Origin of the sequence: Caulobacter sp. RHG1, assembly GCF_013181195.1 — a bacterium.
Taxonomy (GTDB): domain Bacteria; phylum Pseudomonadota; class Alphaproteobacteria; order Caulobacterales; family Caulobacteraceae; genus Caulobacter.
The window spans coordinates 335320-362212 of sequence record NZ_SMZP01000001.1; the positions used below are offsets into that span (position 1 = coordinate 335320).

Annotated in this window: 17 protein-coding genes; 7 read left to right on the forward strand and 10 right to left on the reverse strand. The window is 68.9% G+C overall.

Annotation, left to right across the window (positions count from 1 at the left end; genetic code table 11):
• Positions 1 to 36 precede the first annotated feature (36 nt).
• Positions 37 to 2016 (forward strand): TonB-dependent siderophore receptor, encoded by a 1980-nt coding sequence (locus E1H18_RS01570; protein WP_172263027.1) that lies wholly within the window; start codon positions 37 to 39, stop codon positions 2014 to 2016.
• Positions 2017 to 2029: 13 nt separating this feature from the next.
• Positions 2030 to 3538: a PepSY-associated TM helix domain-containing protein gene (locus E1H18_RS01575; RefSeq protein ID WP_172263029.1), complete on the forward strand. Its 1509-nt coding sequence runs from the start codon at positions 2030 to 2032 to the stop codon at positions 3536 to 3538.
• Positions 3539 to 3556: 18 nt separating this feature from the next.
• On the opposite strand, the gene phnX is transcribed toward E1H18_RS01575, so the two are convergent.
• The 4 genes from phnX to E1H18_RS01595 all read right to left on the reverse strand — a co-directional run bounded on the left by phnX (position 3557) and on the right by E1H18_RS01595 (position 7615).
• Complete coding sequence (phnX, locus tag E1H18_RS01580; protein WP_172263031.1) at positions 3557 to 4366, reverse strand: phosphonoacetaldehyde hydrolase; 810 nt, start codon at positions 4364 to 4366, stop codon at positions 3557 to 3559.
• Complete coding sequence (locus E1H18_RS01585; protein ID WP_194247827.1) at positions 4363 to 5484, reverse strand: TIGR03364 family FAD-dependent oxidoreductase; 1122 nt, start codon at positions 5482 to 5484, stop codon at positions 4363 to 4365. The genes phnX and E1H18_RS01585 overlap by 4 nt, the downstream gene beginning before the upstream one ends.
• 12 nt (positions 5485 to 5496) lie before the next feature.
• Positions 5497 to 6825: a DUF5690 family protein gene (locus E1H18_RS01590; RefSeq protein WP_172263033.1), complete on the reverse strand. Its 1329-nt coding sequence runs from the start codon at positions 6823 to 6825 to the stop codon at positions 5497 to 5499.
• Positions 6826 to 6895: 70 nt separating this feature from the next.
• A complete protein-coding gene (locus tag E1H18_RS01595) occupies positions 6896 to 7615 on the reverse strand; it encodes a UTRA domain-containing protein (protein WP_172263035.1) in 720 nt (239 codons plus the stop codon).
• Positions 7616 to 7772: 157 nt separating this feature from the next.
• On the opposite strand from E1H18_RS01595, the gene E1H18_RS01600 reads away from it, so the two are divergent.
• Complete coding sequence (locus E1H18_RS01600; protein WP_172263037.1) at positions 7773 to 9902, forward strand: phosphocholine-specific phospholipase C; 2130 nt, start codon at positions 7773 to 7775, stop codon at positions 9900 to 9902.
• 6 nt (positions 9903 to 9908) lie between these two features.
• Here E1H18_RS01600 and E1H18_RS01605 read toward each other — a convergent pair whose 3' ends face one another.
• From E1H18_RS01605 to E1H18_RS01630, 6 genes are all read right to left on the reverse strand, one after another.
• Entirely contained in the window at positions 9909 to 10853 is a 945-nt protein-coding gene (locus tag E1H18_RS01605) for an aspartyl/asparaginyl beta-hydroxylase domain-containing protein (RefSeq protein WP_172263039.1), read from the reverse strand.
• A gap of 3 nt (positions 10854 to 10856) precedes the next feature.
• Positions 10857 to 12758: a tetratricopeptide repeat-containing sulfotransferase family protein gene (locus E1H18_RS01610; RefSeq protein WP_172263041.1), complete on the reverse strand. Its 1902-nt coding sequence runs from the start codon at positions 12756 to 12758 to the stop codon at positions 10857 to 10859.
• Positions 12755 to 13357 carry an aspartyl/asparaginyl beta-hydroxylase domain-containing protein gene (locus E1H18_RS01615; RefSeq protein WP_172263043.1) on the reverse strand — a complete coding sequence of 201 codons (603 nt, stop codon included), beginning with the start codon at positions 13355 to 13357 and terminating at the stop codon, positions 12755 to 12757. The genes E1H18_RS01610 and E1H18_RS01615 overlap by 4 nt, the downstream gene beginning before the upstream one ends.
• A complete protein-coding gene (locus tag E1H18_RS01620; protein ID WP_172263045.1) occupies positions 13354 to 13992 on the reverse strand; it encodes a sulfotransferase family 2 domain-containing protein in 639 nt (212 codons plus the stop codon). The genes E1H18_RS01615 and E1H18_RS01620 overlap by 4 nt, the downstream gene beginning before the upstream one ends.
• Positions 13993 to 14057: 65 nt before the next feature.
• Positions 14058 to 16838: a TonB-dependent receptor gene (locus tag E1H18_RS01625; RefSeq protein ID WP_172263047.1), complete on the reverse strand. Its 2781-nt coding sequence runs from the start codon at positions 16836 to 16838 to the stop codon at positions 14058 to 14060.
• A gap of 96 nt (positions 16839 to 16934) precedes the next feature.
• Complete coding sequence (locus E1H18_RS01630; protein ID WP_172263049.1) at positions 16935 to 17492, reverse strand: HD domain-containing protein; 558 nt, start codon at positions 17490 to 17492, stop codon at positions 16935 to 16937.
• Positions 17493 to 17842: 350 nt separating this feature from the next.
• Here E1H18_RS01630 and E1H18_RS01635 point away from each other — a divergent pair, with 350 nt between their 5' ends.
• Genes E1H18_RS01635 through E1H18_RS01650 form a run of 4 tightly spaced genes read left to right on the forward strand, consistent with a single transcriptional unit; the run spans position 17843 to position 26843 of the window.
• A complete protein-coding gene (locus tag E1H18_RS01635) occupies positions 17843 to 19096 on the forward strand; it encodes an efflux RND transporter periplasmic adaptor subunit (protein WP_172263051.1) in 1254 nt (417 codons plus the stop codon).
• 9 nt (positions 19097 to 19105) lie between these two features.
• The gene (locus E1H18_RS01640) at positions 19106 to 22228 is read left to right on the forward strand and encodes a multidrug efflux RND transporter permease subunit (RefSeq protein WP_172263053.1); all 3123 of its coding nucleotides are present in this window, start codon (positions 19106 to 19108) and stop codon (positions 22226 to 22228) included.
• Positions 22225 to 25419, forward strand: coding sequence for an efflux RND transporter permease subunit (locus tag E1H18_RS01645; RefSeq protein WP_172263055.1), 3195 nt, complete (start codon positions 22225 to 22227; stop codon positions 25417 to 25419). The genes E1H18_RS01640 and E1H18_RS01645 overlap by 4 nt, the downstream gene beginning before the upstream one ends.
• Entirely contained in the window at positions 25419 to 26843 is a 1425-nt protein-coding gene (locus E1H18_RS01650; protein ID WP_172263057.1) for an efflux transporter outer membrane subunit, read from the forward strand. The genes E1H18_RS01645 and E1H18_RS01650 overlap by 1 nt, the downstream gene beginning before the upstream one ends.
• Positions 26844 to 26893 lie beyond the last annotated feature (50 nt).

A 26893-nucleotide genomic window follows, 5' to 3' on the forward strand; every position in this document is an offset into this window, starting at 1 on the left:
CCGCGCCTGGCCGTCAGGCGCTCACGAGAAGATGCGATGTCCCTCCCTGCCCTCCACGCCGCGCTCGCGGCCGCCCTGCTCTCGCCTCTGGGGGCTCACGCGGCCGAACAGATCCCGGCCAGCACCGAGGTCGATGGGATCCAGATCACCGCCCGGAGCCTGGAGGAAACCCTGCCGCTGGAGCTGTCGCGCTACGGCAGCGACGTGGCGATCATCACCGCTCGGCAGGTCAAGGACGGCGGCTTCGTCGACACCGTCCAGGCCCTGCAGACCCTGACGCCCGGCCTCTACATCGCGCCCGGCGCGGGGCCGTTCAGCTATGTCGACCTGTCGCTGCAGGGCTCGCGCACCCAGGACGTGCTGTGGACCGTCGACGGGGTGCGGATCAACAACCGCCTCTACAACTCGACCACGCCGATCGACACCCTGCCCGCCAGCATGATCGAGCGGATCGAGGTGCTGAAGGGCGGCCAGGGGCTGTTCTACGGCACCCAGGCCGCGGCCGGCGTCATCAACGTCGTCACCCGCGCCTTCTCCGACACGACCGGCGGCGAGCTGACGATCGGCGGCGACACCAACGACACCGTCCATGCCGACGGCTATCTGCGCGGCGCCCTGGGCCGCCACAAGTATGTGCTCTACGCCTCCAAGGACGAGAGCGACGGCATCACGCCTTATGACGTGATCCAGCCCAGCGCCACCGACCGCAAGCGCGGCTTCGACGTCGTCACCCTGGGGGCCAAGTACGGCTTCGACTTCACCGACGACCTGCGCTTCACAGCCAGCTGGCAGCACACCAACGCCAAGCTGGACAACCTGTCGCCGCGCCTGGTGCGCACCAGCTACAACGACCGCGACGAAGAGATCGTCAGCGCCCGCCTCGACTACACCCCCAGCAACCAAGCTCAGTTCTTCCTGAAGGGCTATTTCCACGACTGGGACACGACCTACGAGAGCGTCCAGAACGGCGCGTCCGGCCCGGTCGTCGTCTATCCGGCCGGCACCTACTGGGGCTATCAGGACTACGGCGTCAGCGCCCAGGCCAAGCTGCGTCCGCACAAGGGGCTGGAGTATCAGCTCGGCTACGACTTCCAGAACTTCAAGGGCCGCGACGAGGTCCTGCTGATCGACGGCAAGACCGAGACCGTCCACGCCCTGATCGCCCAGGTGCGCACGACGGAAGATCTGATCCAGAACGGCGCCCTGACCTTCGGCGTGCGCTACAACCACGGTCAGGGATCGGACACCACGATCTGGACGCTCAGCGGTCGCTACAACCTGACGCCTCAGCTCTATGTCGAAGGCGTCGGAGGGACCTCGTTCCTGCTGCCCGACGCCGAGCAACTGTTCGGCGTCGACCCCTGCTGCGCGCGCGGCAATCCTGACCTGAAGGCCGAGAAGAGCCGCAACATCAATCTGGCCATCGGTGGCGATCTGGCCGCCGCGCGCGTCGGCTGGAAGCTGACCGGCTTCTCCCGCCGGATCGACAACCTGATCGCCGACGACTACGCCAACCCGGCCTATCCGGACGGCATCTACGTCAATGTCGACGGCACGGTGCGCGTGGATGGCGCCGAGGCCGCCGCCCAGGCCGACCTGGGTGCGGGCTTCGCCCTCAACGCCAGCTACACCTACACCCAGTCGCGCAACGCCGGCGCCAGCCTGCAGCGCGACCGCACCCCGCGCGACTTCGCCAAGGCGTCGCTGTCCTACGCCCCGGCCGGCAAGCCCTATGGCGCGGATCTGTCGGTCAACTGGACCGGCGACATCTGGCAAACTGTGTCGGGCTTTGGCCGCATCAACTATGGCGGCTTCGTCGTCGCCGACATCGCCGCACACGTGTTCCTGGACGCTGAGCGACACCACCGCCTGGGCCTGCGGGTGCAGAACCTGTTCGACGAGAACTACGCCGCGCGTCTGGGCTCGGCCCCGAAGGACGGCTCGACCAGCCGTTTCCTGTACCGGAACCTGGGCGTGCCGCGCACGGCCCATGTCCGCTACAGCTACGCGTTCTGACGGGTTGCCTGCAATGATTGGGGCGACGCTCACCTGGCGCGCGGCCTGGAAGGCTGGCAAGCGCTGGCTCTACATCGTCCATCGCTGGCTGGGCGTCGCCGCCTGCCTGCTGTTCGTGCTGTGGTTCGTCTCGGGCGTGACCATGATGTACGTGCGCTTCCCGCGCCTGCAGGAGGCCGAGCGGGTCGCCCACAGCGCGCCGATCGACTGGGCCAGGGTGCGGCTCGATCCGCAGGCGGCGATCCGGATGGCCGGCGCGAAAGCCTTCCCAGCCGACCTGACCCTGGCGATGTGGGGAGACGAGCCGGTGTACCGGCTGATAGAAGGCCGCAAGCGCCTTGGCGTCTCGGCTGTCGATGGCCGCGTGATCGGCCAGGTGAGCGTCAAACAGGCCAGCAGCGTGGTCGCCGCGGCCTGGCCGGACACCTCGCCCCGCTTCCTGCGCACGTTGCGCCGCGACCAGTGGACCGTGGCTCAGGCCTTTGACGCCGCGCGACCGCTGCACCTGTTCGCGCTGGACGACCCGGCCGGGACCCAGATCTATGTTGGGGCGAAGGGTGGCGAGATCGTGCTCGACACCAACCGCACCGAGCGGTTCTGGAACTGGCTGGGCGCGGTGCCGCACTGGCTCTACTTCACCGCTCTGCGGGATATGCCCGGCGTCTGGACCCAGGTGGTGCTGTGGACCTCGGGCCTGGCCATGGTCAGCGCCGTCACCGGCATCTGGATCGGCCTGCTGCGCGTGCGGATCAAGCGCCGCTACGCCGGCGGCCGGATGTCGCCCTACCGCGGCTGGATGACCTGGCACCATCTGGCCGGCCTGGTCGGCGGCCTGTTCGTCCTGACCTGGGTGTTCAGCGGCTGGATGTCGATGGGTCCCAACGGCTGGGGCGGACCGGGCGAAGCGGTCCTGCGTGGCCGCAAGCAATGGATGGCCGCGTCCCAGGCGGCCTATCCTCTCGACAGCACGGGCTTGAGGGACCGATCCGCCGATCGACTGGCGCGCTTCTATTGGCTGGGGGAACGGCCGCTGATGCTGGTCGACACCGGACAGGCCAAGGCGGTGCTCGACCCCGTCAACGGCCGCCCCGTCCGCTTCACCGACGACGAACTCTTCGCCCGCGCCGCCGACCTCGTTCCCGGAGCCCGCCTCATCAGAGGTGATCGCCTGATCCAGGACGACGCCTACTGGTACGCCCATCACGATCCCGCACCGCTGCCGGTGCTGCGCGCCGCCTTCGACGATCCTGAACGCAGCTGGTTCTACATCGACCCGACAACCGGTCGCATGGTGGGCGTGGCTGATCGGTCTCTGCGCCTGTACCGCTGGACCTTCTCGGCCCTGCACAGCCTGGATTTCAAGTTCCTGCTGGCGAACCGACCGGTGTGGGACATCGTGGTCTGGCTGCTCAGCGCGCTGGGCCTGATCATTTCGATCAGCGGCGTGGTGATCGGCTGGCGGCGGATCAAGACCGATATCGCTGCCTTCAGCGCCCAAACTCGGCGTCGTAGCCGCCGCTGACCAGCAGCGGCTAGTCGGCTAGGGCCGCTCGCCGCGCGTGATCCGGCTTTCGATCTCGGCCAGCACCGGCGCGAGGTCGGCGACGCTTTCGATCACGTAGTGAGCCCCCGCCTCGCGCAGCGCCCTGGCGGCCGTTTCGACGCGCTCGGCGCGCTCGGCAGGGGGCAGGCCCGCCAAGGCTTCCGGCGCCAGGCCGACGCCATTGCCCGACGCCGAGAGCCCCACGGTCCAGGCGCCGACTTCCAGCCCCTCCCCGATCCCGACGGCCGCGTCGTCGACCTTGACGCAAGCGCGCGCCGGCCACGCGCCCAGCTCGACCAGGGCCTTCCACATCATCAGGGGCGATGGTCGGCCCGCCACCGTCTCGCCGGCGCAGACCACCGCATCGGGCGCATAGCCCTGATCGGCCGCCAGCGGCAGGATGTCGGCCATCATCGGCCGGGTGTAGCCCGTGGTGGAGCCGATCTTCACACCCCGCGCCCGCAGGTCGGCGACCAGCTCTGCCGCGCCCGGGATCAGTTGGGCGCAATCGCGGGCGGCCGCGCGCATCTTCGGCTCGACGGCGTCGTGCAGACGGTCGACATCGGCCTCGGTCGACGCCGTCCCCATCTTCGCCTGCCAGAGGGCGGCGATGCGCGGCAAGGCCAGCAAGGCGCGCACGTGGTCGCGCTTGGCTCGCCCCATGTCGATGCGCGCCTCTGCCTGGGTGATCGCGATCCCGGCCTCAGCGAAGGCTTCCAGCAGGGCCACGACCGGCGCGCGCGAGCCGAAGTCGATCGTCGTGCCAGCCCAGTCGAAGACGACGGCCTGGATAGGGCTGTTGGTCATGCTGCGTCTCCCAGAAGGTCGGCGATCACCTCTTCGGCCAGGCCGAACGCGGTCGAGGCGCCGGTGCCGCCGGTCACGGTGACCAGGCGCACGTTCGGCATGGGGGCCTCGACAAGGCTGTGCCCGCGAGCCGAGGCATAGGTGCCGGTCCAGCGCTCAAGCACGGGCGGCGGCGCCTGGCCGAACACCTGGGCGAACTCGTCCAGGATCAGAGCGTCGACGTCGTCTCGGGCGAAGGGATCGGGGGTGGCGGCATAGTGGTGGCTGTCGCCGACCACCAGCGAGCCATCGGCGCTCTGCGCCACGATCAGATGGACGCCATGCTCCAGATGGGCGGCCTGCTCGGCCTGCAGGCGCGCCAGCAGCGGCGCGGCCTGCGGCAGGTCGGCATAGCCCTCGTAGCGGATCAAACCGAGGTCCGACATCACCGGCGCGGGCAGGCGCCAACCCGGAGCGGCCAGGCGCAGCATCTGCAGCTTGCAACGGGTGACCTCACCGCGAACGAAGCTGTCTGGAAACAGGGTGACGAGATCGTCGCCAGGGCAGACCACGATGCTCTCGGCGCGGATGTCGCCGATCAAGGTCTCCAGCCGGCCGCTCTCCACGCCCCGCACGGCCACGCCGCGCAGGAAGGTCACGCCGTGGGCGGCCTCCAGCCAGGCGGCCAGGCGTGGGATGGCGGTGCGGGACTCCACGCGAAGGTCCACTGTGCTGGTCAGGGCGCCCAGCACGCCGCGCCGCCCGGGCAGCCGCTCGCCAAGGTCGCCGGCGCCGCGCCAGGCGCAACCCTCGGCCATCTCGGTCTCCAGGAAAGCCTCCAGCACGGCCTGCGCCTCTGGCCGGCGGGCCACCATGGTCAGGCCGCGCTGCAGCACCGCGATGCCGGCCGGCCCCGCGACCTCGTCCCAGACCTGAGCCGAGCGCCGCGCGCGCCGCCAGACCTGACCGCGGGCCTGGCCGGTGACGGTCACGAAGCCGAAGTTGCGGACCGAGGCGCCATTGGCCTGGGCGTCGCGGTCGACGACCACCACGCGCTTGCCCAGGCGGGCGGCGGCCAGGGCATGGGCCAGGCCGACGATGCCGGCCCCGACCACCGCGAGATCGAAGGACTGCTGCAAGATGATGTTCGCCTAGCGCTCGAGAATGGGATCCACAGCAGACACGACGGCTTCTCGCCTGTCGCCAGCGCTCTCGCGGCGGCGCAGGAAATAGGCGCCGGCCAGGACGGTGCAGACGGCGCCGACGATGCTGGTGGCGTAGGCGCTGGCCATGAAGAAGCCCAGCCAGTCCAGGTCGACCATCGCGAAGTTGCGCCAGACCAGAAGCGCGACGCTGCCCAGATAGCCCGAGGCGTCCGCGACATAGATCAGGAAGCCCGCCGTGCCGACCCGGCCGCTGAAGGCGATCATCCGGTCGAACAGCATGGCGTTGAACGGCGTGTAGGCCATGTAGAGACCCGCACCGGTCAGGATCATCCAGACCAGGGGCGACAACAGATGAGCCTGGAAGGCCAGGGTCGCGGCGCCCAGCACCAGGAAGCCGGCCAGGATCACGCCGTGGGTCACCATCAGCGCTCGCAGGTTGTCGCGCACCAGCATCACCGCCCCCATCACCGCCAGGGAGACCGCGGCGACCGGCAGCTCGCTGGCGGTGAACACGCCCGAGGCCTCGCCAAAGCCTAGCGCGGTCCAGATCTCGGCGGCGAAGTTGTCGCGGAAATCGCGCAGGGCCGTCAGCAGGACATAGGACAGCACCAGCAGCGCCACGCCCGGCGCATAGGCGGCCAGGAAAGCGCGGCGCTGGGCCAGGTCCATCGGCTGGCGGCGCACGCGAGCGGCCTCGTCGGCGGCGTTGGGCGGCGGCAGCTGCATCAGGGCCCAGACCGAGACGGCCAGCAGCGGCATGAAGATCGCGCCCGTGGCGGCGGGCATCCAGAACGGCGAGACGTCCAAGTCGACCATCAGCCACTTGCCGACCGATTTGACCACGCCCGACGACAGGATGAAGCTGGCGCACAGGATCGCGCCCAGAACTTCCGACGTGCGGCGGCCTTCCATGAAGCCGAACACCAGGCCCCAGATCATGCCCAGCGGCAGGCCGTTCAGGAATAGGGCCGCGATGTTCCAGGGCGCGGGAACCACCGCAAAGGCCAGCAGGGCCAGCCACGACACGCCGATCAGCCCCAGGATCGCCGCGCCGCGCTGCCCGGGGGCGACCTCGGAGATCACCTTGACCCCGATCAACTTGGAAATGGCGTAGCCGGCCACCTGGGCCACCACGAGGGCGATCTTGTAGTCGACCGCGAAGCTCCAGCCCTCGACCGCGCCGAAGGTCGCCGCCGCGAACGGCTTGCGAAAGGCGTACATCGAGAAATAGGCGCAGAAGCCAGCCAGGCCGGCGAACAGGGTGAACACCAGCGGGTTGGCGCGTTCCAGCCAGCGCCGAGGACCTGCAGTCATGGGAACGCCCCTCCGTAAGGGGCTTTGGACTATACCAAACGCATGGCGTTTCGATGACGGTCCGAACGGCCTAGCGCACGCGGATGTCGACGCTGACCTTGAGGGAGTCGTGACGCCAGTACTCGCGGTCGAACTCCACCACCCGCCCCTGAGCGTTGTAGCAGGTGCGCTCGACGCTGAGGCCCGGCAGGCCCGACTTGATGCGCAGGTCCTCGGCCTCCTGGCCCAGCAGCGCGCAAGGGCGCATGTCGACCTTGTTGCGCGCGACGCCGATGCCGTAGTCGGTCTTCAGCACGCTGGTCAGAGACCCGTCCAGGTCGTGATCGATCAGACCGGGCGCCAGCGAGGCGTCGACGACGATGCTCTCGATCAGCACGGCCCGGTCGTCGATCGAGCGCCGGCGGCGGATCCAGTACAGCGGCGCGCCGATCGGCCGCGAGAAGATCTGGGCCATCATGGCGTCGCAGACGATCTCTGTCTTGCTCAGGGTCTCGGTCAGCGGCCGCCGCCCCTGGGCCTCGACATACGACATGAAGCCTTCCCAGCGGGTCGGGTCGTAGACCACCGGCGGCGGCGACACGTACCAGCCGCTGCGGTCCTTGCGGTAGATGACGCCCTCGACCTCCAGCTGGAACAGCGCCTCGCGGACGGTGCCGCGGGCGACCCCGCCCTCGACCTGAAGCTGGCGCTCGGACGGCAGGCGCTCGCCGGGCTTGAGCTCGCCGCCGGCGATGCGGGCGGCGATGTCGTCGCGCACGCCCAGATACTGGAGACTCTCGGACTGCTGCATGGGAGATCCGGCCAGCGGTCGAATCCCGCCAATGCGCGAGGATGGGAGGCCGCTTTCCCAGGGTCAAGGAACGGTTCGTCCGCTCAGGCCGTCACGAAAGTTTCGCCTGAACGCTCGTCAATTTGGTCTATACCAAAAATCAAGACGGGAGATGACCATGACGACCGACCGCCGCGCGTTCCTGCGCTCCGCCGCCACGGCTGGCGCGGCCCTCGGCCTGCTGCCGGCGACGGTCGCGCGCGCCATGGCCATCCCCGCGCGCCATCGCACCGGCACGATCATGGACGTCGAGCACGTCGTGATCTTCATGCAGGAGAACCGGGCGTTCGATCACTATTTCGGGGCGCTGAACGGCGTGCGCGGCCTGGGCGATCCGCGACCGCAGCGCCTGCCCGGCGGCGGCTCGGTCTGGCGCCAGCCCAGCCAGGAACATCCCGACGGCTTCGTGGTCCCGTTCCACGGCGACGCCTCGGCCACCAACGCCTACACCGTCGACGGCTCGGACCAGGGCCACCAAGCGGCGATCACCATCGTCAACGGCGGCCGCTACGACCAGTGGGGCCACACCGGCGAGCTGCACAAGCGGATGGTCTATTACAAGGCCAGCGACCTGCCGTTCTACCACGCCCTGGCCAGCGCCTTCACGGTCTGCGACGCCTATCACTGCTCGACCCTGACCCAGACCTATCCCAACCGCCTGCACCTGTGGACGGGCTGCAACGGCGGCGGCAAGGTCGGCGGCGATCCGGAAATGAGCAACTACGGGGAGGACGAGACCCCCAGCGCCGACATGGCCGACGACAAGGTCATGGCCCACGGTCCGCACGACTGGACCACCTATGCCGAGCGCCTGCAGGACGCCGGGATCAGCTGGAAAGTCTACCAGGAGCACGACAACTACGGCGACAACATCCTGTCGGTGTTCAAGCCGTTCCGCCCCTGCGCCAAGGACTCCGAGCTCTATCAGCGCGGCCGCTCCTGGGTGTCGGAGCACAAGACCGGCCCCGATCGCACCCGCGCCGACGGCCAGCAGTTGGTCGAGGCTTTCCGCGCCGACGTCGCCGCCGATCGCCTGCCGCAGGTGTCGTGGATCGTCACCGCCGAGGACCTGTCCGAACACCCCTCGGCGGAACCCTCGAAGGGCGAACACGTCTGCGCCGAGCTGATCAAGGCCCTGGTCGACCATCCCGACGTGTTCGCCAAGACCGTCTTCATCGTCAATTACGACGAGGCCGGCGGCTTCTACGACCACATGCAGCCGCCGATGCCGCCGCTGACCGCCGAGCAGGGCTGGAGCTCGGTGCCGGTGGCCGGCGAGATCAAGACCTACGGTCCCGACGCCGAGGGCGCCAACAAGGGCGCCCATCCGCTGGGCCTGGGCATCCGCGTGCCGGCCATCGTCGTCTCGCCCTGGAGCCGCGGCGGCTTCGTCTGCTCGGAGGTGTTCGACCACACCTCGACCCTGAAGTTCCTGGAGCGGCGCTTCGGCGTGCGCGAGGAGAACATCAGCGACTGGCGCCGCGCCGTGTGCGGCGACCTGACCTCGGCCTTCGACTTCGCCACGCCCAACCAGGACTGGGCGGCCCTGACCTTGCCGGCCACCGCCGACTACATGCAGCGGGTCGCCCGCTCCAAGGCCGCCCCGACCCTGAAGATCCCAGCGGTGCAAGCCGCCTCGGCGCAGGACGGGCCGCAACGCGGCGCGCGCCCCCTGCCCTACGCCCTGTCGGCCGACGCCCGGGTCAAGGACGGCGCCTTGTGGATCGACCTGGTCAACGCCGGCCGCGCCGGCGCGGTGTTCCAGGTGTTCGACAACACCGATCGCGACGGCCCCTGGCGCTTCACCTTGGCTGCCGGCGAGAAGTACGCCGCCGGCCACTGGAACAAGCCGGGCCTTGGTCCCTACGACCTGACCGTCCACGGCCCCAACGGCTTCTATCGCCGTTTCGCCGGCGACGTGACCAAGGTCCAGCCGCTGGTCACGGTCTCGGCGGACGCCCGCGCGCGCTTGGTCGTCAGCCTGGCCAGCCGTCACGCCGGCCTGGTCACGGCTGCAATGGACGAGGCCTATCCGCCGATGGAGGGCGTAGCCCGCCAGGTCCTGACCTTGAAGTCCCGCGGCGTGGTGCGCTCGACCTGGGACCTGCGCGGCAGCGACCACTGGTACGACCTGACCTTGACGCTGGCCGACGATCCCTCGTTCGTGCAGCGCCTGGCCGGGCACCTGGAGACGGGACGGATCAGCCGCACCGATCCCGGTATCGGCGCCATGCGGCTGGACGCCTGAAAGCGCTCAAGCCTGGTCGGCGACCAGATGCTGCAGCACCCGCTTTTCCAGCACGAGCAGCGCGCTGGCGGCGTTGGTGCGCATGACCAGGCCCTCGGAAAGCGGGCAGGCGATCTGGCGCACGGTGCCTTCCAGCCGCCGGAAATCCTCGCGGCCCCGGCCTCCCGTCCCATGCAGCGCGCAGAGCTGGCGCCAGTCGAAGACGAAGCTCTCCAGCACCTTATCCAGCCGCATGGCGCGGGCCTTGGTCTCGGCGGTGTCCACGGCCGGCGTCAGCTCGCTTCGCAGGTCGTCGACCAACCACTGCACCTCGGCGGCGGGCATGATCGGCGAGCGCTGATCGTCCTCGGTCAGCAGGTCCGGCCGCGCCTCCAGCTGCCAGCCCACCGTCGGCCATTGCGCGCGCGGCGGCTTCGGCCCGCAGGCCGTCCGCCAGAACGCCGCCGTGCCGGTGGTGTCGGCCACGAGATGGATACGGTCCGCGTCGGCCCGGTTCTCCACGTGATGCCGCCGCCAGTTGTCGAAGATCCAGGCTTCGCCGGCGGCCATGTGCACGGCCTCGCCGTCACAGTGGAAGCGCACCGCAGCTTGCGTGAACACCGGGATGTGCAGCCGCACCCGCGTATGCCAGTGGTAGTTGATGTCGGCGTGCTCGGGCACGTCGGACCCGGGCGCCAGGCGCATCAGCCGCGAGCGGCTCCACACCACGCCGAAACTGGCCAGCACCTGCTGGGCGTAGGGCATGGCCTCCAGCCACCGCGTCGGCAGCATCCGGCCGTGGACGGCGTCGGCCTCACCCCCGCCCGAGCTGATCAGCCGCGCGGCGCTGTTGCCGGCCACCCGATCGGGGTGCTCGACCCAGGCCTCGGCGGGCAAGGCGGCGACCTCAGCCTGCAGGCGCGCGACATCGAACAGCACGGGCAACTGGAAGAACGGCTGGGACAGGCGCATCGATCAGTCCCTGTAGCGGGTCACGGCGTCGCCCAAGGCGGCGCGTAGCGGCTCCAGCCAGGGCGCGTAGTGCGTCCACTGGGTCAGGCCGTCACGACCGAGCGGCTGACGCACCTGCTCGGAGCTGGGCGTGCGGATACTGCGCCGGGTCTGGTGGAAGCTCAGACAGGCCGGATCGAACCGCAGCCGGCAATGAGCCAACAGGCGGCCCACCCCGCCCTCCAGGTCGTCGATGACGTCCTCGTAGTGGACCCGCAGCACCCGGTCGGGCAGCACCGCCTCCCAGTGCGCCATCAGGTCCAGATAGGTGCGGTAATAGCGGGCGATGTCCTCGACGCCGTAGGCGAATTCCTGGTTGGTCGTGCCGAACAGCTGCTTGAGGTTGGAGAAGCCGCAGCTCATCGGCTCGCGCCGCACGTCGATGATCGTCGCGCGCGGCAGGATCAGGTGGATCAGGCCGATGTGCCAGAAGTTGTTGGGCATCTTGTCGATGAAATAGGGCCGTCCCAGCCGACGATGGACCTGGGTTTCGGCCAGGAAGCGCTCGCCCAGCGCCCTCGCCTGCCCGGCCGTCAGGCGCAGCAAGGCCTCAGGGTCCAGCGGCAGACCACAGTCCGGATCCAGACCGCACAGCTCTCCGGCATAGCGGCCGATCTCGGTCAGTTCCTGCGTGCCCTCGACATTGGCGTGTGAGGCCAGGATCTGCTCGAACAGGGTCGAGCCCGAGCGCGGCAGACCCAGGATGAAGATCGGATCCGGATCGCTCGCCCCCCAGCCGGATCGCTCGGCGAACACCTCGGCGGTAAACACCGACTTCAGGCGCTCGGCGCAGGCCTCGGCCGTCTCCGGCCGCCAATGGCTGAGGGTGCGGCGCACGGCGTTGCCCTGCGTGTACTGCGCCCACGAAGCCTCGTACGCGCCACGATCCTCCAGCGCCTTGCCGAGAGCGAAGGCCAGATAGACCCGGTCCATGGCTTGGAGGCCCGATCGGGCCTGGGCCGCACGCAGGCGGGCCAGATCCTCGTCGGTGAAGCGGTAGGTCTTGAGGTTGGCCAGGCTGAACCAGGCCACGCCGTTGTCCGGTCGCGCCTCCAGCGAGGCGCGGTAGTCGGCGATGGCCTCGGCCTGCCGGCCGGTGACCTTCAGGGCGTTGGCGCGCCACAGGCGCAGGTCGGCGACCTCTTCGCCCGATGAGGTCCCGGCCGCCAATAGCAGGGCGTAGAGATCGACGACCGGCTCATGGTCGCCCATGGCGACACAGGCCGCGCCGAACTGCTTGAGATAGTCGCGATGGCCGGGGACGTGCTTGAGGAGACGCTCGGCCTGCTGGCGGGCCAGGACCGGCTTCTGCCGCTGCAACAGCAGCATGCCGTAGTCGAAGCGGGCCGCGTGATAGTCCGGATCGCGCTCCAGCACCGCTTCCAGCAGCGCCTGGGCCTCATCCAGCGCCCCCTGCTCGCCGCGGATCCGCGCCAGCAGTCTCAGGGCGCCGACATGGCCGGCGTCGTCGTCCAGGAAGTCGCGGACGATGTCTTCGGCGGGGTCGAGGTCGCCGTCGGCCAGCAGGCTGCTGGCCACCACGATCTGCGGCGGCAGTTGCTTCAGCGTCGCCAGATGCTGGCCCGCCGTCGCCGCCTGGCCGGCGTCGCCCTGCATCCGATAGAGCTGTTCCAGCATGTCCCAGCTGGCCGGCAGGGTCGGGTTCAGGCGCACCGCCTCGCCCAGGGCCGCGAGCGCCGCCGGGCCGTCGCCCAGCAGGATGTGGCAGTGGCCGCGCTCCTGGTGCAGGCGGCTGAAGCGCGGGTGCTGCGCCTCCAGCCGCGCCAGGACGGCCAGGGCCTCGGTCGGGCGCTGGCTGGCGCGCAGAGCCTGGGCTTCCTTCAGAAGGGTGTCGCGGTCGCTCATCGGGCCGCCGCCAGCGAGGGGGCCAGCCAATCGGGGTCCGGCTGGTCGGCGTCGTAATATTCGAAGATCAGGTGGATGCGGTCGGTCTCGCCGTCGTTGCGCACCCAGTGCGGGCCCAGATTGTCGACCTCGACCGCCTCGCCGATCGGGAAGCTGCGCTCGGCGCCGCCGAAGAAGGAGACGACGCCGGGATTGGTGGTCAGCGGCACGTGGATCTTGTGCGGCCACTTGGCGGCCGGATTGGCGTCGATATGCGGATGGATCACCCCGCCCGGCGGCATGCGGGCCAGCATCACGCGCGGAAAGACGCCCTGCGCGTAGCCATAGTCGCGGACGGCCCCGTCCAGCACCGGCGCCAGCAGGCCGCGCCAGCTGGCCCAGGCCGGACGATCGTGCGAGCTGCGCCAGTCGCGGGGGCTGTCGATGAAGCGGAACACGATGTGGCGCGTCGTCCCCAGGGCCTCGAACCTGTTGGGCTTGGCCGCGTTCTCCGCCGCCCAGACGTCCTCGGGCGTCGCCAGCACCGCCGCGCGCAGGGCCTCGATGTCGACCGGCCCCAGCGGACGAACGCTCGTGGTCTTGCGGGGATTGCCGCTCATGCCTGGCCTTCGAACGTGTAGCCGAACAGCGCCAGGTCCTGCGCGTAGCGCTTGGCGACGCCGTCGATCAGGGCCTGGTCGTAGTAGCGGCGATAGTCAGCATGCTGGCTGCCGTTGACGCGATCCAGCGGGCGCGACGCGATGCCGATCCGCTGGCAGATCGCGTCATACGAGGCTTGCATGTCTTCCACGCGACCGACCGCATCGGTGAGCAGGGTCTTGCCGTCGTCGTCGACCAGCAGCGAGGCCTGCGGCTGGAACAGGATGTGCTGCTCGGGTGGTTCGACGAACAGGAAGTGATGCATGGCCTCGCGCGGCTGGCGCTCGAACAGGTCGCCGCCGCGCAGCATGAAGGCGCAGTACGAGACGAAGCGGTCAAACGGATTACGCACGAAGGCGAACTTGAAATAGGCGGCGAAGGCCTCCTCGCCGAGATGCGGCCGCACCTGCCGCAGGGCCAGGTGGCCGTGCCGGATCGCCGCCAGGTCCTCCCAGGGGAAGCGCTTGTCGACGAACAGCCCCACCTGCTCGACGTCGTTCTGGCCCAGGTGTTCGCGCAGGGCCTGGCGCACCGCGTGGGTGCCGGTCTTGGGCACCGCGGCGAAGATGAACTGGTGGTCGTGGGAAACGATCATGGGCGTCCGGTCGCACGGAAAAGGCGCCCCTCCGCGAAGGAGAGGCGCCCCGTTCAGGTCGTGTCTTAGAACTTGTAGGCCAGACCCATCATGTAGGTCGTGCCGCTTTGGTTCTGGTTATAGAGGTAGCGGTTCTGACCCCAGAACTGGGTGTCCTTCTGGTTGGTCAGGTTGATCGCGTTCAGCGAGGCCTGCAGCTTGTCGGTGATGTTCCAGAACGCCGAGGCGTCGACATAGGTCGAGCCCTCGAAGCCGCGGGTGCTGGCGCTCATCGGCGAGTCGCTGCGGCCGGTGTACCAGCGGGTGCGATGGCTCATCGAGCCGCGCAGGCCCCAGACGTCGGTCTCGTAGTAGAGCGTGGCGTTGTAGCTGGTCTTGGAGATGCCCGTCAGCGCCTTGTCGGTGTCGACATAGGTGTAGTTGGCCACCGCGCCCAGCTTGTCGAACGGCGCCGGCAGGAACGAGAACTGAGCCTGGGCGGCCAGTTCCACGCCCGTCAGCTTGCGCTTGCCGGCGATGTTGATCGGCATCGAGAACTCGTCGACGATCGTGTTGGGCGTCGCGCCGGGAATGCTGGTGTGCGGCACGCCCGTCTGGCTGAACGGCACGTCTTCCAGGGTCAGCGTGCCGATGAAGTTGTCGATGCTCTTGTGGAAGACGCTGGCCGACAGCAGGCCGACCTGGCCGAAATAGTACTCCAGCGAGAAGTCCAGCGAGGTGTCCTTGTAGGGCTTCAGGTTCGGATTGCCGCGCGAGGCGGTGATCCTGCCGTCCTCCTCCCGCGCGCCGCCCTCGGCCGCCATCGAGCCCAGGCCCGGACGGTTCAGGTTCTGCGTGGCTGAGAAGCGCACCAGCACTTCCGGCGTCAGCTCCAGCACCGAGTTCATGGCCGGCAGGACGCCCGAATAGCTGCCCTTCACGTCGGTGGTGCCCAGATAGGCGTAGGCGTCGCCCTGGATCCAGCCGGTGCTGTGAGTGTCGGTCTGGTAGCCGCGCAGACCGATATTGCCGCGGAAGCGCTTGCCAAACAGATCGGTGTCCCAATCGACCTGGACGTACTCGGAGATCGTCTCTTCAGTCGTGGTGTAGACGTTCTCGATGTCCTGGATGACGCCGCCGGTGCCGTCCTTGTTGGCCTCCAGGCGGTGGTATTCCTTGTACTTGGCGAAGGCCTTGTCGTAGTCGCCGATCAGCCACGAGCCGAAGCTGTTCTTGAACACCGAGGTGACGTCGCCGGCCGAGGTGCCGCGCATCTTCGAGCGCGTGCCGTTGACGTTGTCGTCGTAGAACTTGTCGATGCCGTCCTGGCGGAAGCGGTGATAGGCCACGCCGGCGCGCAGGGTGAAGACGTCGTTCAGCTCATAGCGGGCGTTCAGCACGCCTTCCTTCAGCTCGGACTGGTTGTTGAAGGCGCGGTAGTAGAACGAGTCCATCGCGTAGTTGGCGGCGTTGGTCATATCCGAGCCCGGATACTGGAACGACGCCGAGCGGCCGTCGTCGCCGTAGTTGGCGATCATGTTGCCCTTGGCGCGCATGTACAGCTTGTCGTCGTACGGCGTCTTGTAGGTCGACTTCTCGTAGCCGACATGACCGTCGAACGAGAGGCGCTCGGTGGCGTCCCACTTGCCGGTCAGGGCCAGTTGATTGAAGCGGTTCTTGTTCAGCGAGCGGCGGTTCTCGCTGCCGAACGTCACGCCGGTGACGTCGGTCATGGTGACGTAGTCGTTGCCGTCCCAGGCCAGGTTGTTGATCGCTGAGCCCTTCTGGAAGGCCGCCGGCCAGACGCCGCCCGCCGGCGCGTCGAAGGCCACGGAGCCGTCCGAGTTCAGCGGGCGGGTCGCCAGATGCAGCTCGTTACGATGGGTCGTGAAGCGGCCGTGCAGGGCGTCCAGGGTCAGCAGCAGGTTGTCGGTCGGCTGCCATTGCAGCGCCGTGGTCACACCCAGACGTTCCATCTTGGAGTTCCAGGACGACAGACGGTTGCCGTCGGCGAAGATCAGGTCGCCGGACAGGAACTTGGCCCGTTGCGCCGCGCTCAGCTTCGAGATGTCCAGGCCGTCGTCGACCATCTCCTGCAGGCGGTCGGCGCCGGGCTGGTTGTAGTTGTAGGTGTTGTGGCCCTGCTCGGTGGTCTCGCGCTTGCCGTAGGCGACCGAGACCAGCGCGCCGAACTTGTTGTCCCAGTTGTGGCTGAACAGGCCGGCGACGCGCGGCTGCGCATCCTTGGTGTACTGGTTGGTGCCGACCTTGATCGACACCGCGCCCTTGGAACCTGGCGCGTAGTCGAACGGCTTGCCGGTGAACAGGCCGACCGTGCCGGCCATGCCGCCTTCGTTCTGGGCTGCCTGGAAGGTTTTCTCGACCTCGACCTTCGAGAACAGTTCCGAAGCGAAGATGTTGAAGTCGAAGGCGCGGTCGCGCGAGCGCTGGCCGCGGCTGTCCTGGGCCGAGTCGACATTGCCCAGCACTTCCATGCCGTTCAGCTGGACGCGGGCGAAGTCGGGACCCAGGCCGCGCAGCGAGATGCGGCGGCCTTCGCCGGCCTCGCGGTTGATCTGCACGCCCGGCAGGCGCTGCAGCGACTCCGCCAGGTTCAGTTCCGGGAACTTGGCCATGTCCTCGGCGACGATGGCGTCCTTCAGGATCACCGAGTCGCGCTTGAGGGCGCGGGCGTCGCTCAGCGACTTGCGGAAGCCGGTGACGACGATTTCGTCGACCGAGTCGGCCGAGGCCTGTTGCGCCAGCGCGGCCGATGACGTCGCGCCGGCGGCCATCACAGAGACGGTGGCCAGCAAAATGTTCTTGTGGTTCGGGCGTGTGGTCCGAACGGGATATCGCTTCGACATAGGTTCCCCCTTGGTCCCAACTGGTATGGACCAAGAGCTTTAAGCAGCTTGCGGCGACACCTCCGTGACAGTCGCCGCTGCGGAGTGGAAATTTGTCTAGTTCCCGACCGACACCAGCAGTCCCTCGAGCAGCGAGCGATGGCTGGCCAGCCCTGGCGACACCCGTTCGGGCCGCTTGCCCTCGTCGTCGAAACGCCGCAGCGTGACCGCATCCGCGAAGAACGGCTCGGCCTCGAAGACCGCGATCTCGGCGTCCGACATCGGGCCGCCCTGCAAGCGAAGGCTCAGGATCGAGGCGGCGCTGAGGGTCGCCGCATAGGCCTGATCCACCGCGCACAGATAGCGCTTGGCGGCCACGTGCAGGCGCACGGGCTCACAGACGGCGGGCGGAAAGTGCTTGGCGAGGAAGCGCGCGCCCGTAACCTCGTGCCGCGCGTCGATACCCAGCTGCTCGGCGGCCTCGCCGGCGCCGCCCATCAGCTGGCCGATGTCGTGCAGCAGCGCCGCGGCTGTCAGCGTGTCGGAGCAGCCGCTGTCGCGCGCTAGATCCGCACACTGAAGAGCATGCTGCAGCTGGGAGGCGTTCTCGCCATAGTGCTGCGCACCGGAGCGCTCGAAGAGGTCGAAGATCTGCTCGATCACATGCACGGCCATGACTCCACACTGCCGGTAAAGCTGGCAGTCGCAGACCTTTGGACCGTTAGCCCAGGCGGCGAAACCGCTAACTTGAGATGATAATTGGACTACACCAGATAAGATTATCTGGTCTATACCAAAATAACTGACTTTGAGGACATTGGCCCCGCAGTTCCCACGCCGTCCCATGAAGCGGCGCCATATCGGGTCCTCTCAAGCGGAGCCATATCGGCGTTCGAACATTTCAGCCCTGCAAACTGGCGAACACGTTGGCCCTTTAGGGGTGCATCGACGTGCGAACGGCGCTCTCCGGAGTGACCCGCCGCCTCCCGCTCTCGCCGCAGCATGCGGCCGCTCGAAGGCTGACGATGACCGACTTCCAGACCACCGCCCCGCGCACGCCTCCGCGCCGCCGGACGCTGATCATCGGCGGCCTGATCGCCGTGGCGGCCCTGGTCGGCGTGGGTTGGCTGGGCTGGAGCCTGCTGAAGGGCGGCGGCGACCAGGCCGGCGGTCCGGGCGGCGGCTTCGGCGGCGGTCGTCGCGGTCCGGCCAGCACGGTCGCGGTGGCCACCGCGTCCAGCACCGACCTGCCGATCATCATCGAGGCCCTGGGCACCGTGACCCCGGCGGCGACCGTCACCGTGCGCCCGCAGGTCTCGGGCGTCATCACCGAAGTCCTCTTCCGCGAAGGCCAGACCGTCCAGCGCGGCCAGCCGCTGGTGCAGATCGACGCCCGCCCCTACCAGATGGCGCTGCTGCAGGCGCAGGGGAACCTGACCCGCGACGAAGCCCAGCTGTCGGCCGCCAAGCTTATCCTGTCCCGCTACCAGACCCTGCTGGCGCAAGACTCGATCGCCCGCCAGGAGGTCGACACCCAGGCCGCCACGGTCAAGCAGCTGGAAGGCACCGTGATGGCCGACCGCGCCGCCGTCGGCACCGCCCGCCTGAACGTCGGCTTCGCCCGCATCGTCGCCCCGGTCTCGGGTCGCGTCGGCCTGCGCGTCGTCGACGTCGGCAACTATGTCGGCGCGGGCGATGCGACCGGCGTGGCGGTGATCACCACCCTGTCGCCGATCGACGTCGAGTTCACCGTGCCCCAGGACGACGTGCCGCGCGTCGCCGCCCGCCAGGGCCGCGCCGCCCTGCCGGTCATCGCCCTGGACCGCACCCGCACCAACACCCTCGACCGCGGGACCTTCTCGACCCTGGATAACCTGGTCGACACCGGCACCGGCACCGTCCGCGCCAAGGCCCGCTTCCCCAACGCCTCGGGCGCGCTGTTCCCCAGCCAGTTCGTCAATGTCCGCATGGAGCTGGACAGCGTGAAGGGCGCGGTCGTCGTGCCGGCCACCGCCGTGCGCCAGAGCAGCGACGGTTCGTTCGTCTGGCTGCTGAACCAGGACCAGACCGTCTCGCGCCGCGGCGTGAAGACCGGCCAGGCCACCGGCGTCCAGGTGCAGATCACCGAGGGCCTGAAGGCCGGCGACAAGGTCATCACCGAAGGCGGCGACCGCCTGCGCGACGGCGGCAAGGTCCAGCTGCCGGGCGCCAAGCCGCAAGGCCAGCGTCAAGGGCAGGCCGGTCAGGGCGGCGAGCGTCGTCGTCAGCGTCCGGAATAGTCCCGACCGATGAACCCCTCGCGTCCCTTCATCCTGCGGCCGGTCGCCACGGCCCTGTTCATGGCGGCCATCGTGCTGGCCGGCCTGGTCGGCTTCCGGCTGCTGCCGCTGTCGGCCCTGCCGCAGGTCGACTATCCCACCATCCAGGTCCAGACCCTGTACCCTGGGGCCAGCCCCGAGGTGATGAGCCAGACCGTCACCGCGCCGCTGGAACGCCAGCTGGGCGAGATGTCGGGCCTGGCCCGGATGAGCTCGGTCAGCACGGCCGGGGCCTCGGTCATCACCCTGCAATTCAACCTCGGTGAGACGCTGGACGTCGCCGAGCAGGAGGTGCAAGCCGCCATCAACGCCGGCAACGCCCTGCTGCCGGCCGACCTGCCCGCCCCGCCGGTCTACGCCAAGGTCAATCCGGCCGACGCTCCGGTGCTGACCCTGGCCATCACGTCCGACACCCTGCCACTGACCGAGGTGCAGAACCTGGTCAACACCCGCCTGGCCCAGAAGATCAGCCAGGTCTCGGGCGTGGGCCTCGTCAGCCTGTCGGGCGGCCAGCGCCCGGCCATGCGCATCCAGGCCGACACCCAAGCCATGGCCAGCTACGGCCTGACCCTGGCCGACGTGCAGAGCGCCATCAGCGCCAGCAACGCCAACAGCGCCAAGGGCAGCTTCGACGGCCCGACCCGCAGCTACACCATCAACGCCAACGACCAGTTGCTCAGCGTCGACGACTACAGGAACTTGGTCGTCACCTGGAAGAACAACGCCCCGGTCCGCCTCTCTGACATCGCCCAGGTCGTCGAGAGCGCCGAAAACACCCGCCTGGGCGCCTGGGCCGGCAAGACCCCGGCCATCATCGTCAACGTCCAGCGCCAGCCGGGCGCCAACGTCATCAAGACCGTCGACGCCATCAAGGCCAAGCTGCCCGAGCTGCAAGCGGGCCTGCCCGCTACCCTGGACGTCCAGGTGCTGGCCGACCGCACCGCCGGCATCCGCGCCTCGGTCCACCATGTGGAACTCGAGCTGCTGCTGGCCGTGATCATGGTCGTGCTGGTGATCTTCTTCTTCCTGCACAGCCTGCGCGCCACGGTGATCGCCAGCCTGGCCGTGCCGATCTCGCTGATCGGCTCGTGCGGGGTGATGTACCTGCTGGGCTTCTCGCTCAACAACCTCAGCCTGATGGCCCTGACCATCGCGACCGGCTTCGTCGTCGACGACGCCATCGTCATGATCGAGAACATCAGCCGCCACCTGGAAAAGGGCGAAAAGCCCATGGAGGCGGCGCTGAAGGGCGCGAAGGAGATCGGCTTCACGATCATCTCGCTGACCATCTCGCTGATCGCCGTGCTGATCCCGCTGCTGTTCATGGGCGACGTGGTGGGGCGGCTGTTCCGCGAGTTCGCCATCAGCCTGTCGATCACCATCCTGATCTCGGCCGTGGTCTCCCTGACCCTGACGCCGATGCTGGCCGCGCGCTGGCTGACGGCGCACCCCGAGCAGCAGACCAAGGGCTTCAGCAAGAAGATCCAGGACAGCTTCGAACGGGTCGAGGCTCGATACGAGAAGGCGCTGGAGTGGGTGCTGCAACGCCAGAAAGCCACCCTGGTGGTCGCGGTGCTGACCCTCGTCCTGACCGCCCTGCTCTACATGGTCATCCCGAAGGGCCTGTTCCCGACCCAGGACACCGGCCAGCTTCAGGCTCGCACCGAAATGTCGCAATCGGTGTCCTACACCCGCATGGCGGATCTGCAGCAGCAGGCCGCCGAGGCGATCCTGGACGATCCGGCGGTCGAGAACGTCGCCTCGTTCATCGGCGTCGACGGCGCCAACAACGCCATGCTCCACACGGGCCAGATGCAGATCAACCTGAAGGCCGACCGCTCGGGCTCGCAGGAGAAGATCATGCAGCGGCTGCGCGAGCGCGTGGCCGAGGTGCCGGGCGTGACGCTGTACCTGCAGCCGACCCAGGACCTGACCATCGACGCCGAAAGCGGCCCGACCCAGTACCGCCTGTCGCTGGAAGGCGCCGACACCGCCACGATCAAGGAATGGGCCGGCAAACTGACCGCCGAGCTGGCCAAGGTCAAAGCCGTCCGCAACGTCTATTCGGACGCCTCGGCCACCGGCCAGGCGGCGTTCGTCGACATCGACCGCGACACCGCCGCGCGCCTGTCGATCACCGCCTCGGACGTCGACGACGCCCTCTACAGCGCCTTCGGCCAGCGGATCGTCTCGACCATCTTCACCGAGACTAACCAGTACCGGGTGATCCTGGAGGCCAAGCCGGGCCTGCTGACCGATCCGGCCAGCCTGGGGTCGCTGAACCTGAAGACTGGCGGCGGCGCGCCCGCCCCGCTGACGGCGTTCTCGACCATCAAGACGCAACAGGCCCCGCTGCAGGTGACCCACGTCGCCCAGTTCCCGGCCACGACCATCGGCTTCGACACCGCCCCCGGCGTGTCGCTGGGCCACGCGGTCGGCGAAATCCGCAAGGCGATGAAGGCCATCGACATGCCGGTGGCCGTCACCCACACCTTCCTGGGCGCGGCGGGGGCCTATGAGAGCTCGCTGTCCAATCAGCTGTGGCTGATCCTGGCGGCCGTGGTCTGCGTCTACATCGTGCTGGGTGTGCTGTACGAGAGCTACATCCACCCGATGACCATCCTGTCGACCCTGCCCTCGGCCGGCGTCGGGGCGCTGTTGGCCCTGTGGATCACCGGCAACGACCTGGGCGTCATCGGGATCATCGGCATCATCCTGCTGATCGGCATCGTCAAGAAGAACGCGATCATGATGATCGACTTCGCCATCGACGCCGAGCGCAACGAGGGCATGAGCCCGCACGACGCCATCTTCCAGGCCGCCGTGCTGCGCTTCCGCCCGATCCTGATGACGACGCTGGCGGCCCTGTTCGCCGCCGTGCCGCTGATGCTGGGCTTCGGCGAAGGCGCCGAGCTGCGCCGGCCGCTGGGCATCGCCATCTTCGGTGGCCTGCTGCTGAGCCAGTTGCTGACCATCTTCACGACGCCCGTCGTCTATCTGGCCTTCGACCGCCTGGCGCCCAGCGTCCGTCGCGAGCGCAAGGACGAGCCCGACAGCGCCGAGCCCGAAGCCCTGCCGGGGGCGCCGTCGTGAACCTGTCGGGGCCCTTCATCAAGCGGCCGGTCGCCACGGTCCTCCTGACCATCGGCATTGCGCTGGCGGGCATCGCCGCCTTCCTGGTGCTGCCGGTCTCGCCCCTGCCGCAGGTGGACTATCCGACGGTCTCGGTCCAGGCCAGCCTGTCCGGGGCCAGCCCCCAGACCATGGCCTCCAGCGTCGCCACGCCGCTGGAACGCCGCCTGGGCACGATCTCGGGCGTCAACGAGATGACCTCGCAGAGCTCGACCGGCTCGACCCGGGTCACCCTGCAGTTCGACCTCAACCGCAAGATCGACGGCGCCGCGCGCGAGGTGCAGGCCGCCATCAGCGCCGCCCGCGCCGACCTGCCCGCCACGCTGCGCAGCAACCCGACCTATCGCAAGGCCAACCCGTCGGACTCGCCGGTGATCATCCTGGCCCTGACCTCGGACACCAAGACCCCCGGCCAGATCTATGACTCCGTCTCCAACGTCGTGGCCCAGCGCCTGGCCCAGGTGACCGGCGTGGGCGAGGTCGAGATCGGCGGCGGCTCGCTGCCGGCCGTGCGCATCTCGGCCAATCCGTTCCTGCTGAACCAGTACGGCGTCAGCATGGAGGACGTCCGCGCCTCCATCCAGTCGGCCAACGCCAACCGCCCCAAGGGCGCGCTGGAGGGCAGCGGTCAGCGCTACCAGATCTACACCTCGGGCGCCGGTCGCAAGGCCGCCGACTATGCCGGCCTGGTCGTGGCCTGGCGCGGCGACGTCGGGGTCAAGCTGTCGGACGTCGCCGACGTCACCGACAGCGTCGCCGACACCCGGACCCTGGGCCTCTTCAACGGCCAGCCGGCCATCATCGTGTTGCTGACCGCCCAGCCGGGCGCCAACATCATCCAGACTGTCGACAGCGTCCGCGCCGTCCTGCCCGAGCTGCGCGCCCAGCTGCCCAGCGACATCCAGGTCAGCGTCGCCAGCGACCGCACCAACTCGATCCGCGCCTCGCTGCACGAGATCGAGTTCACCCTGCTGATCACCATCGTGCTGGTCATCCTGGTGGTCAGCGCCTTCCTGCGCAGCGCCCGGGCGACCTTCATCCCGGCGGCGGCGACCATCGTCTCGCTGCTGGGCACGTTCGGCGTGATGTACATGCTGGGCTTCTCGCTCAACAACCTGTCCCTGATGGCCATCACGGTCGCCACCGGCTTCGTGGTCGACGACGCCATCGTGGTGCTGGAGAACACCGCCCGCCACATGGAGAAGGGCATGGACCGCTTCGCCGCCGCCCTGCTGGGCGCGCGCGAGGTCGGGTTCACGGTGCTGTCGATCAGCGTCTCGCTGGTCGCCGTCTTCATCCCCCTCCTCTTCATGGGCGGCCAGGTGGGACGCCTCTTCCGCGAGTTCGCCGTCACCCTGTCGGCGGCGGTGCTGATCTCGCTGGTCATCTCCCTGACCACCACGCCGATGATGTGCGCCTATCTGCTGCGTCCGCACCAGAAGAAGGAAGGCCCCGTCGGCCGGGCGTTCGAGCGCGCCTTCGACCGCATCCACCGCTTCTACGAGGGCTGCCTGGACTGGGCGCTGCACGCCAAGCCGCTGGTCATCGCCATCCTGATCGCCGTGATCGGCATGACCGCCTGGCTCTATATCGCCGTGCCCAAGGGCTTCTTCCCGCAGCAGGACAGCGGCCAGCTGATGGCCGGCATCCGCGCCGACCAGTCGGTCTCCTCCCAGGCCATGCAGCAGAAGCTGCGCCAGGTGGTCGACATCATCCGCAAGGACAAGGCCGTCGACACCGTGGTCGGCTTCACCGGCGGCGGTCGCGCCGGCGGCGGCTTCATGTTCGTCAATCTGAAGCCGATCAAGGAACGCAAGGAAAAGGGCTCGGTCGTCATCGCCCGCCTGCGACCGCAGCTGCAGAAGGTCACCGGCCTGAACGTCTTCCTCAACCCGACGCAGGACCTGCGCATGGGCGGGCGGCAGAGCAATTCGACCTACCAATATACCCTGACCAGCGACAGCAGCGCTGACCTCAAGGAGTGGGCCGCCAAGCTGGCCGAGGCCATGAAGGCCCGCAGCGACGTGATGACCGACGTCGACTCCGACCAGCAGGAGAACGGCGTCGAGACCCTGGTGACCATCGACCGCGACAGCGCCTCGCGCATGGGGATCACGCCGCGCGACGTCGACAACGCGCTCTACAACGCCTTCGGCCAGCGCCAGGTCGCGACGATCTACGAGGACGTCAACCAGTATGCCGTGATCCTGGAGTGGAACCAGAAGTTCGCTCAAGGTCCCGAGGCCTTGAACGACGTCCGCGTGCCGACCCGGCCCGCTGCGACCGAGACCGCCGAGACCACCCAGGTCGCCGTCAATCCGGCCCTGCGCGACGCCTCGACGGGCTCAGCCCTGAACACCGCCGCCACGGCCATGACCCCGCTGCCGGCCATCGCCAGCGTCTCGCAGAACGCCACCCCGACCTCGGTCAACCACCAGAACGGCGAGCTGGCCACGACGGTCTCGTTCAACCTCGCCGAGGGCAAGGCCCTGACCGACGCCCGGGCCGCCATCGCCGAGGCCGAAGCGCAGATCGGCATGCCCACCAGCGTGCGCGGCAGCTTCCAGGGCAGCGCCCGCGCCGCCGACGACCAGATGAAGCAGCAGCCGATCCTGATCCTGGCCGCGATCGTGGCGATCTACATCGTGCTGGGCATTCTCTACGAGAGCTACGTCCACCCGATCACGGTGCTGTCCACCCTGCCCGCCGCCGGCGTCGGGGCGGTCATCGCCCTGCTGATCTTCAAGATGGAGTTCTCGGTCATCGCCCTGATCGGGGTCTTCCTCCTGCTGGGCATCGTCAAGAAGAACGCCATCCTGATCATCGACTTCGCCCTGGACGCCCAGCGCAGCCGGGGCCTGTCCGCCCAGGACGCCGTGCGCGAGGCCAGCCTGCTGCGCTTCCGCCCGATCCTGATGACCACCCTGGCCGCCGCCCTGGGCGCCCTGCCCCTGGCCATCGGCTTTGGTGAAGGCGCCGAGCTACGTCGGCCGCTGGGCGTGGCCATCATCGGCGGCCTGATCGCCAGCCAGGTCCTGACCCTGATCACCACCCCCGTCGTCTATGTCTATCTCGACCGCCTGCGCGGAAAAAAGCGCAAGGACGAGCGGCATCTGACGACCCATTCGACGAACGCCCCGGAACCCGCCTGATGACCAGCCTGCTCCGCCCCATCGGCGCCGTTTCCCTCCTGGCCGTGCTGAGCGCCTGCTCGCTGACGCCGGCCTATGAGACCCCCGCCCTGAAGACCGCGGCTCCCGCCCAGTTCAAGGCCATGAAGGGCTGGAAGATCGCCACACCGTCCGACCACCTGGACCGCGGCGACTGGTGGACCCTGCTGGGCGACGCGCAGCTGAACGCCCTGGCCGAGCGGGTGAAGGTGGACAACCAGACCATCGCCGCCGCCGAAGCCAACTACCGCCAGGCCAGAGCGCTCGTGCGCCAGCAGCGCGCCGGCCTGTTCCCGACCATCGACCTCTCGGGCTCGGGCACCCGCTCGGGCGGCGGCGGCACGACCAGCGCGCCGGGCGCGGGCGGCAGCACCCGGGCCGGCGACACCCAGCGCTATCAGGTCGGCATCGGCGCCAGCTGGGAGCCGGACGTCTGGGGCCGCATCCGCGCCAATATCAGCGGGGCCAAGGCCTCGGCCGAAGCCAGCGCGGCAGACCTCGCCGCCGCCCAGTTGTCGGCCCAGGGCGAGCTGGCCACCAGCTACCTCGGCCTGCGCCGCGCCGACGCCGAGATCGCCATGATCGCCGCCACGGTCGAGGGCTATCAGCGCGTCGTCCAGATCACCCAGAACCGCTACGACGCCGGCATCGCCCCGCGCTCGGACGTGCTGCAGGCCCAGAGCACGCTGGCCACCGCCCGCTCGACCCTGGAAGGCCTGACCCAGGACCGCACCACCTTCGAGAACGCCATCGCCGTCCTGGTCGGCGAGCCGGCCAGCACCTTCCGCCTGGCCGCCGACACGACGTGGCAGCCGGCCCCGCTGGAGATCCCCGTCGGCGTGCCCTCGACCCTGCTGGAGCGCCGCCCCGATGTGGCCGCCGCCGAGCGCCGGGTCGCCGCCGCCAACGCCGACATCGGCGTGGCCCGCGCCGCCTATTTCCCGACCTTCAGCCTCAGCGCCCGGGGCAGCTCGACCTCCAGCGAGCTGGGCAATCTGCTCACTGCGACGGCCAACACCTGGTCGCTGGGCCTGTCGGTCGCCCAGACCCTGTTCGACGCCGGCGCGCGCCGGGCACAGGTCGCCCAGAGCCGCGCGGCCTATGACGCCACGGCCGCCAACTATCGCCAAACCGCGCTGACCGCCTTCGAGGATGTCGAGAACCAGCTGACGGCCGCCCGCACCCTGGAACGGCAATACGCCCTGCAACTGGAAGCCTCGCAGGCCGCCGACCAGACCGAGCAGATGCTGCTGAACCAGTACCGCGCCGGCCAGGTGGTGTTCACCGACGTGGTCAACGCCCAGGCCTCGGCCCTGTCGGCCCGGCGCACCCTGCTGACCACGGTGGTCTCCCGTCAGACGACGGCGGTGGCCCTGGTCCAGGCCCTGGGCGGCGGCTGGCGCTAGGGCTGTCTGAACTCCGCCCACTCAACGCCCCCCATCCCCGAGTTTCCCCG

Excerpts from the sequence above, each read along its gene's own strand:
- E1H18_RS01570 (WP_172263027.1), top strand. The coding sequence starts at position 37 with ATGTCCCTCCCTGCCCTCCACGCCGCGCTCGCGGCCGCCCTGCTCTCG.
- E1H18_RS01575 (WP_172263029.1), top strand. The coding sequence starts at position 2,030 with ATGATTGGGGCGACGCTCACCTGGCGCGCGGCCTGGAAGGCTGGCAAG.
- phnX (WP_172263031.1), bottom strand. The coding sequence starts at position 4,366 with ATGACCAACAGCCCTATCCAGGCCGTCGTCTTCGACTGGGCTGGCACG.
- E1H18_RS01590 (WP_172263033.1), bottom strand. The coding sequence starts at position 6,825 with ATGACTGCAGGTCCTCGGCGCTGGCTGGAACGCGCCAACCCGCTGGTG.
- E1H18_RS01595 (WP_172263035.1), bottom strand. The coding sequence starts at position 7,615 with ATGCAGCAGTCCGAGAGTCTCCAGTATCTGGGCGTGCGCGACGACATC.
- E1H18_RS01600 (WP_172263037.1), top strand. The coding sequence starts at position 7,773 with ATGACGACCGACCGCCGCGCGTTCCTGCGCTCCGCCGCCACGGCTGGC.
- E1H18_RS01605 (WP_172263039.1), bottom strand. The coding sequence starts at position 10,853 with ATGCGCCTGTCCCAGCCGTTCTTCCAGTTGCCCGTGCTGTTCGATGTC.
- E1H18_RS01610 (WP_172263041.1), bottom strand. The coding sequence starts at position 12,758 with ATGAGCGACCGCGACACCCTTCTGAAGGAAGCCCAGGCTCTGCGCGCC.
- E1H18_RS01615 (WP_172263043.1), bottom strand. The coding sequence starts at position 13,357 with ATGAGCGGCAATCCCCGCAAGACCACGAGCGTTCGTCCGCTGGGGCCG.
- E1H18_RS01620 (WP_172263045.1), bottom strand. The coding sequence starts at position 13,992 with ATGATCGTTTCCCACGACCACCAGTTCATCTTCGCCGCGGTGCCCAAG.
- E1H18_RS01625 (WP_172263047.1), bottom strand. The coding sequence starts at position 16,838 with ATGTCGAAGCGATATCCCGTTCGGACCACACGCCCGAACCACAAGAAC.
- E1H18_RS01630 (WP_172263049.1), bottom strand. The coding sequence starts at position 17,492 with ATGGCCGTGCATGTGATCGAGCAGATCTTCGACCTCTTCGAGCGCTCC.
- E1H18_RS01635 (WP_172263051.1), top strand. The coding sequence starts at position 17,843 with ATGACCGACTTCCAGACCACCGCCCCGCGCACGCCTCCGCGCCGCCGG.
- E1H18_RS01640 (WP_172263053.1), top strand. The coding sequence starts at position 19,106 with ATGAACCCCTCGCGTCCCTTCATCCTGCGGCCGGTCGCCACGGCCCTG.
- E1H18_RS01650 (WP_172263057.1), top strand. The coding sequence starts at position 25,419 with ATGACCAGCCTGCTCCGCCCCATCGGCGCCGTTTCCCTCCTGGCCGTG.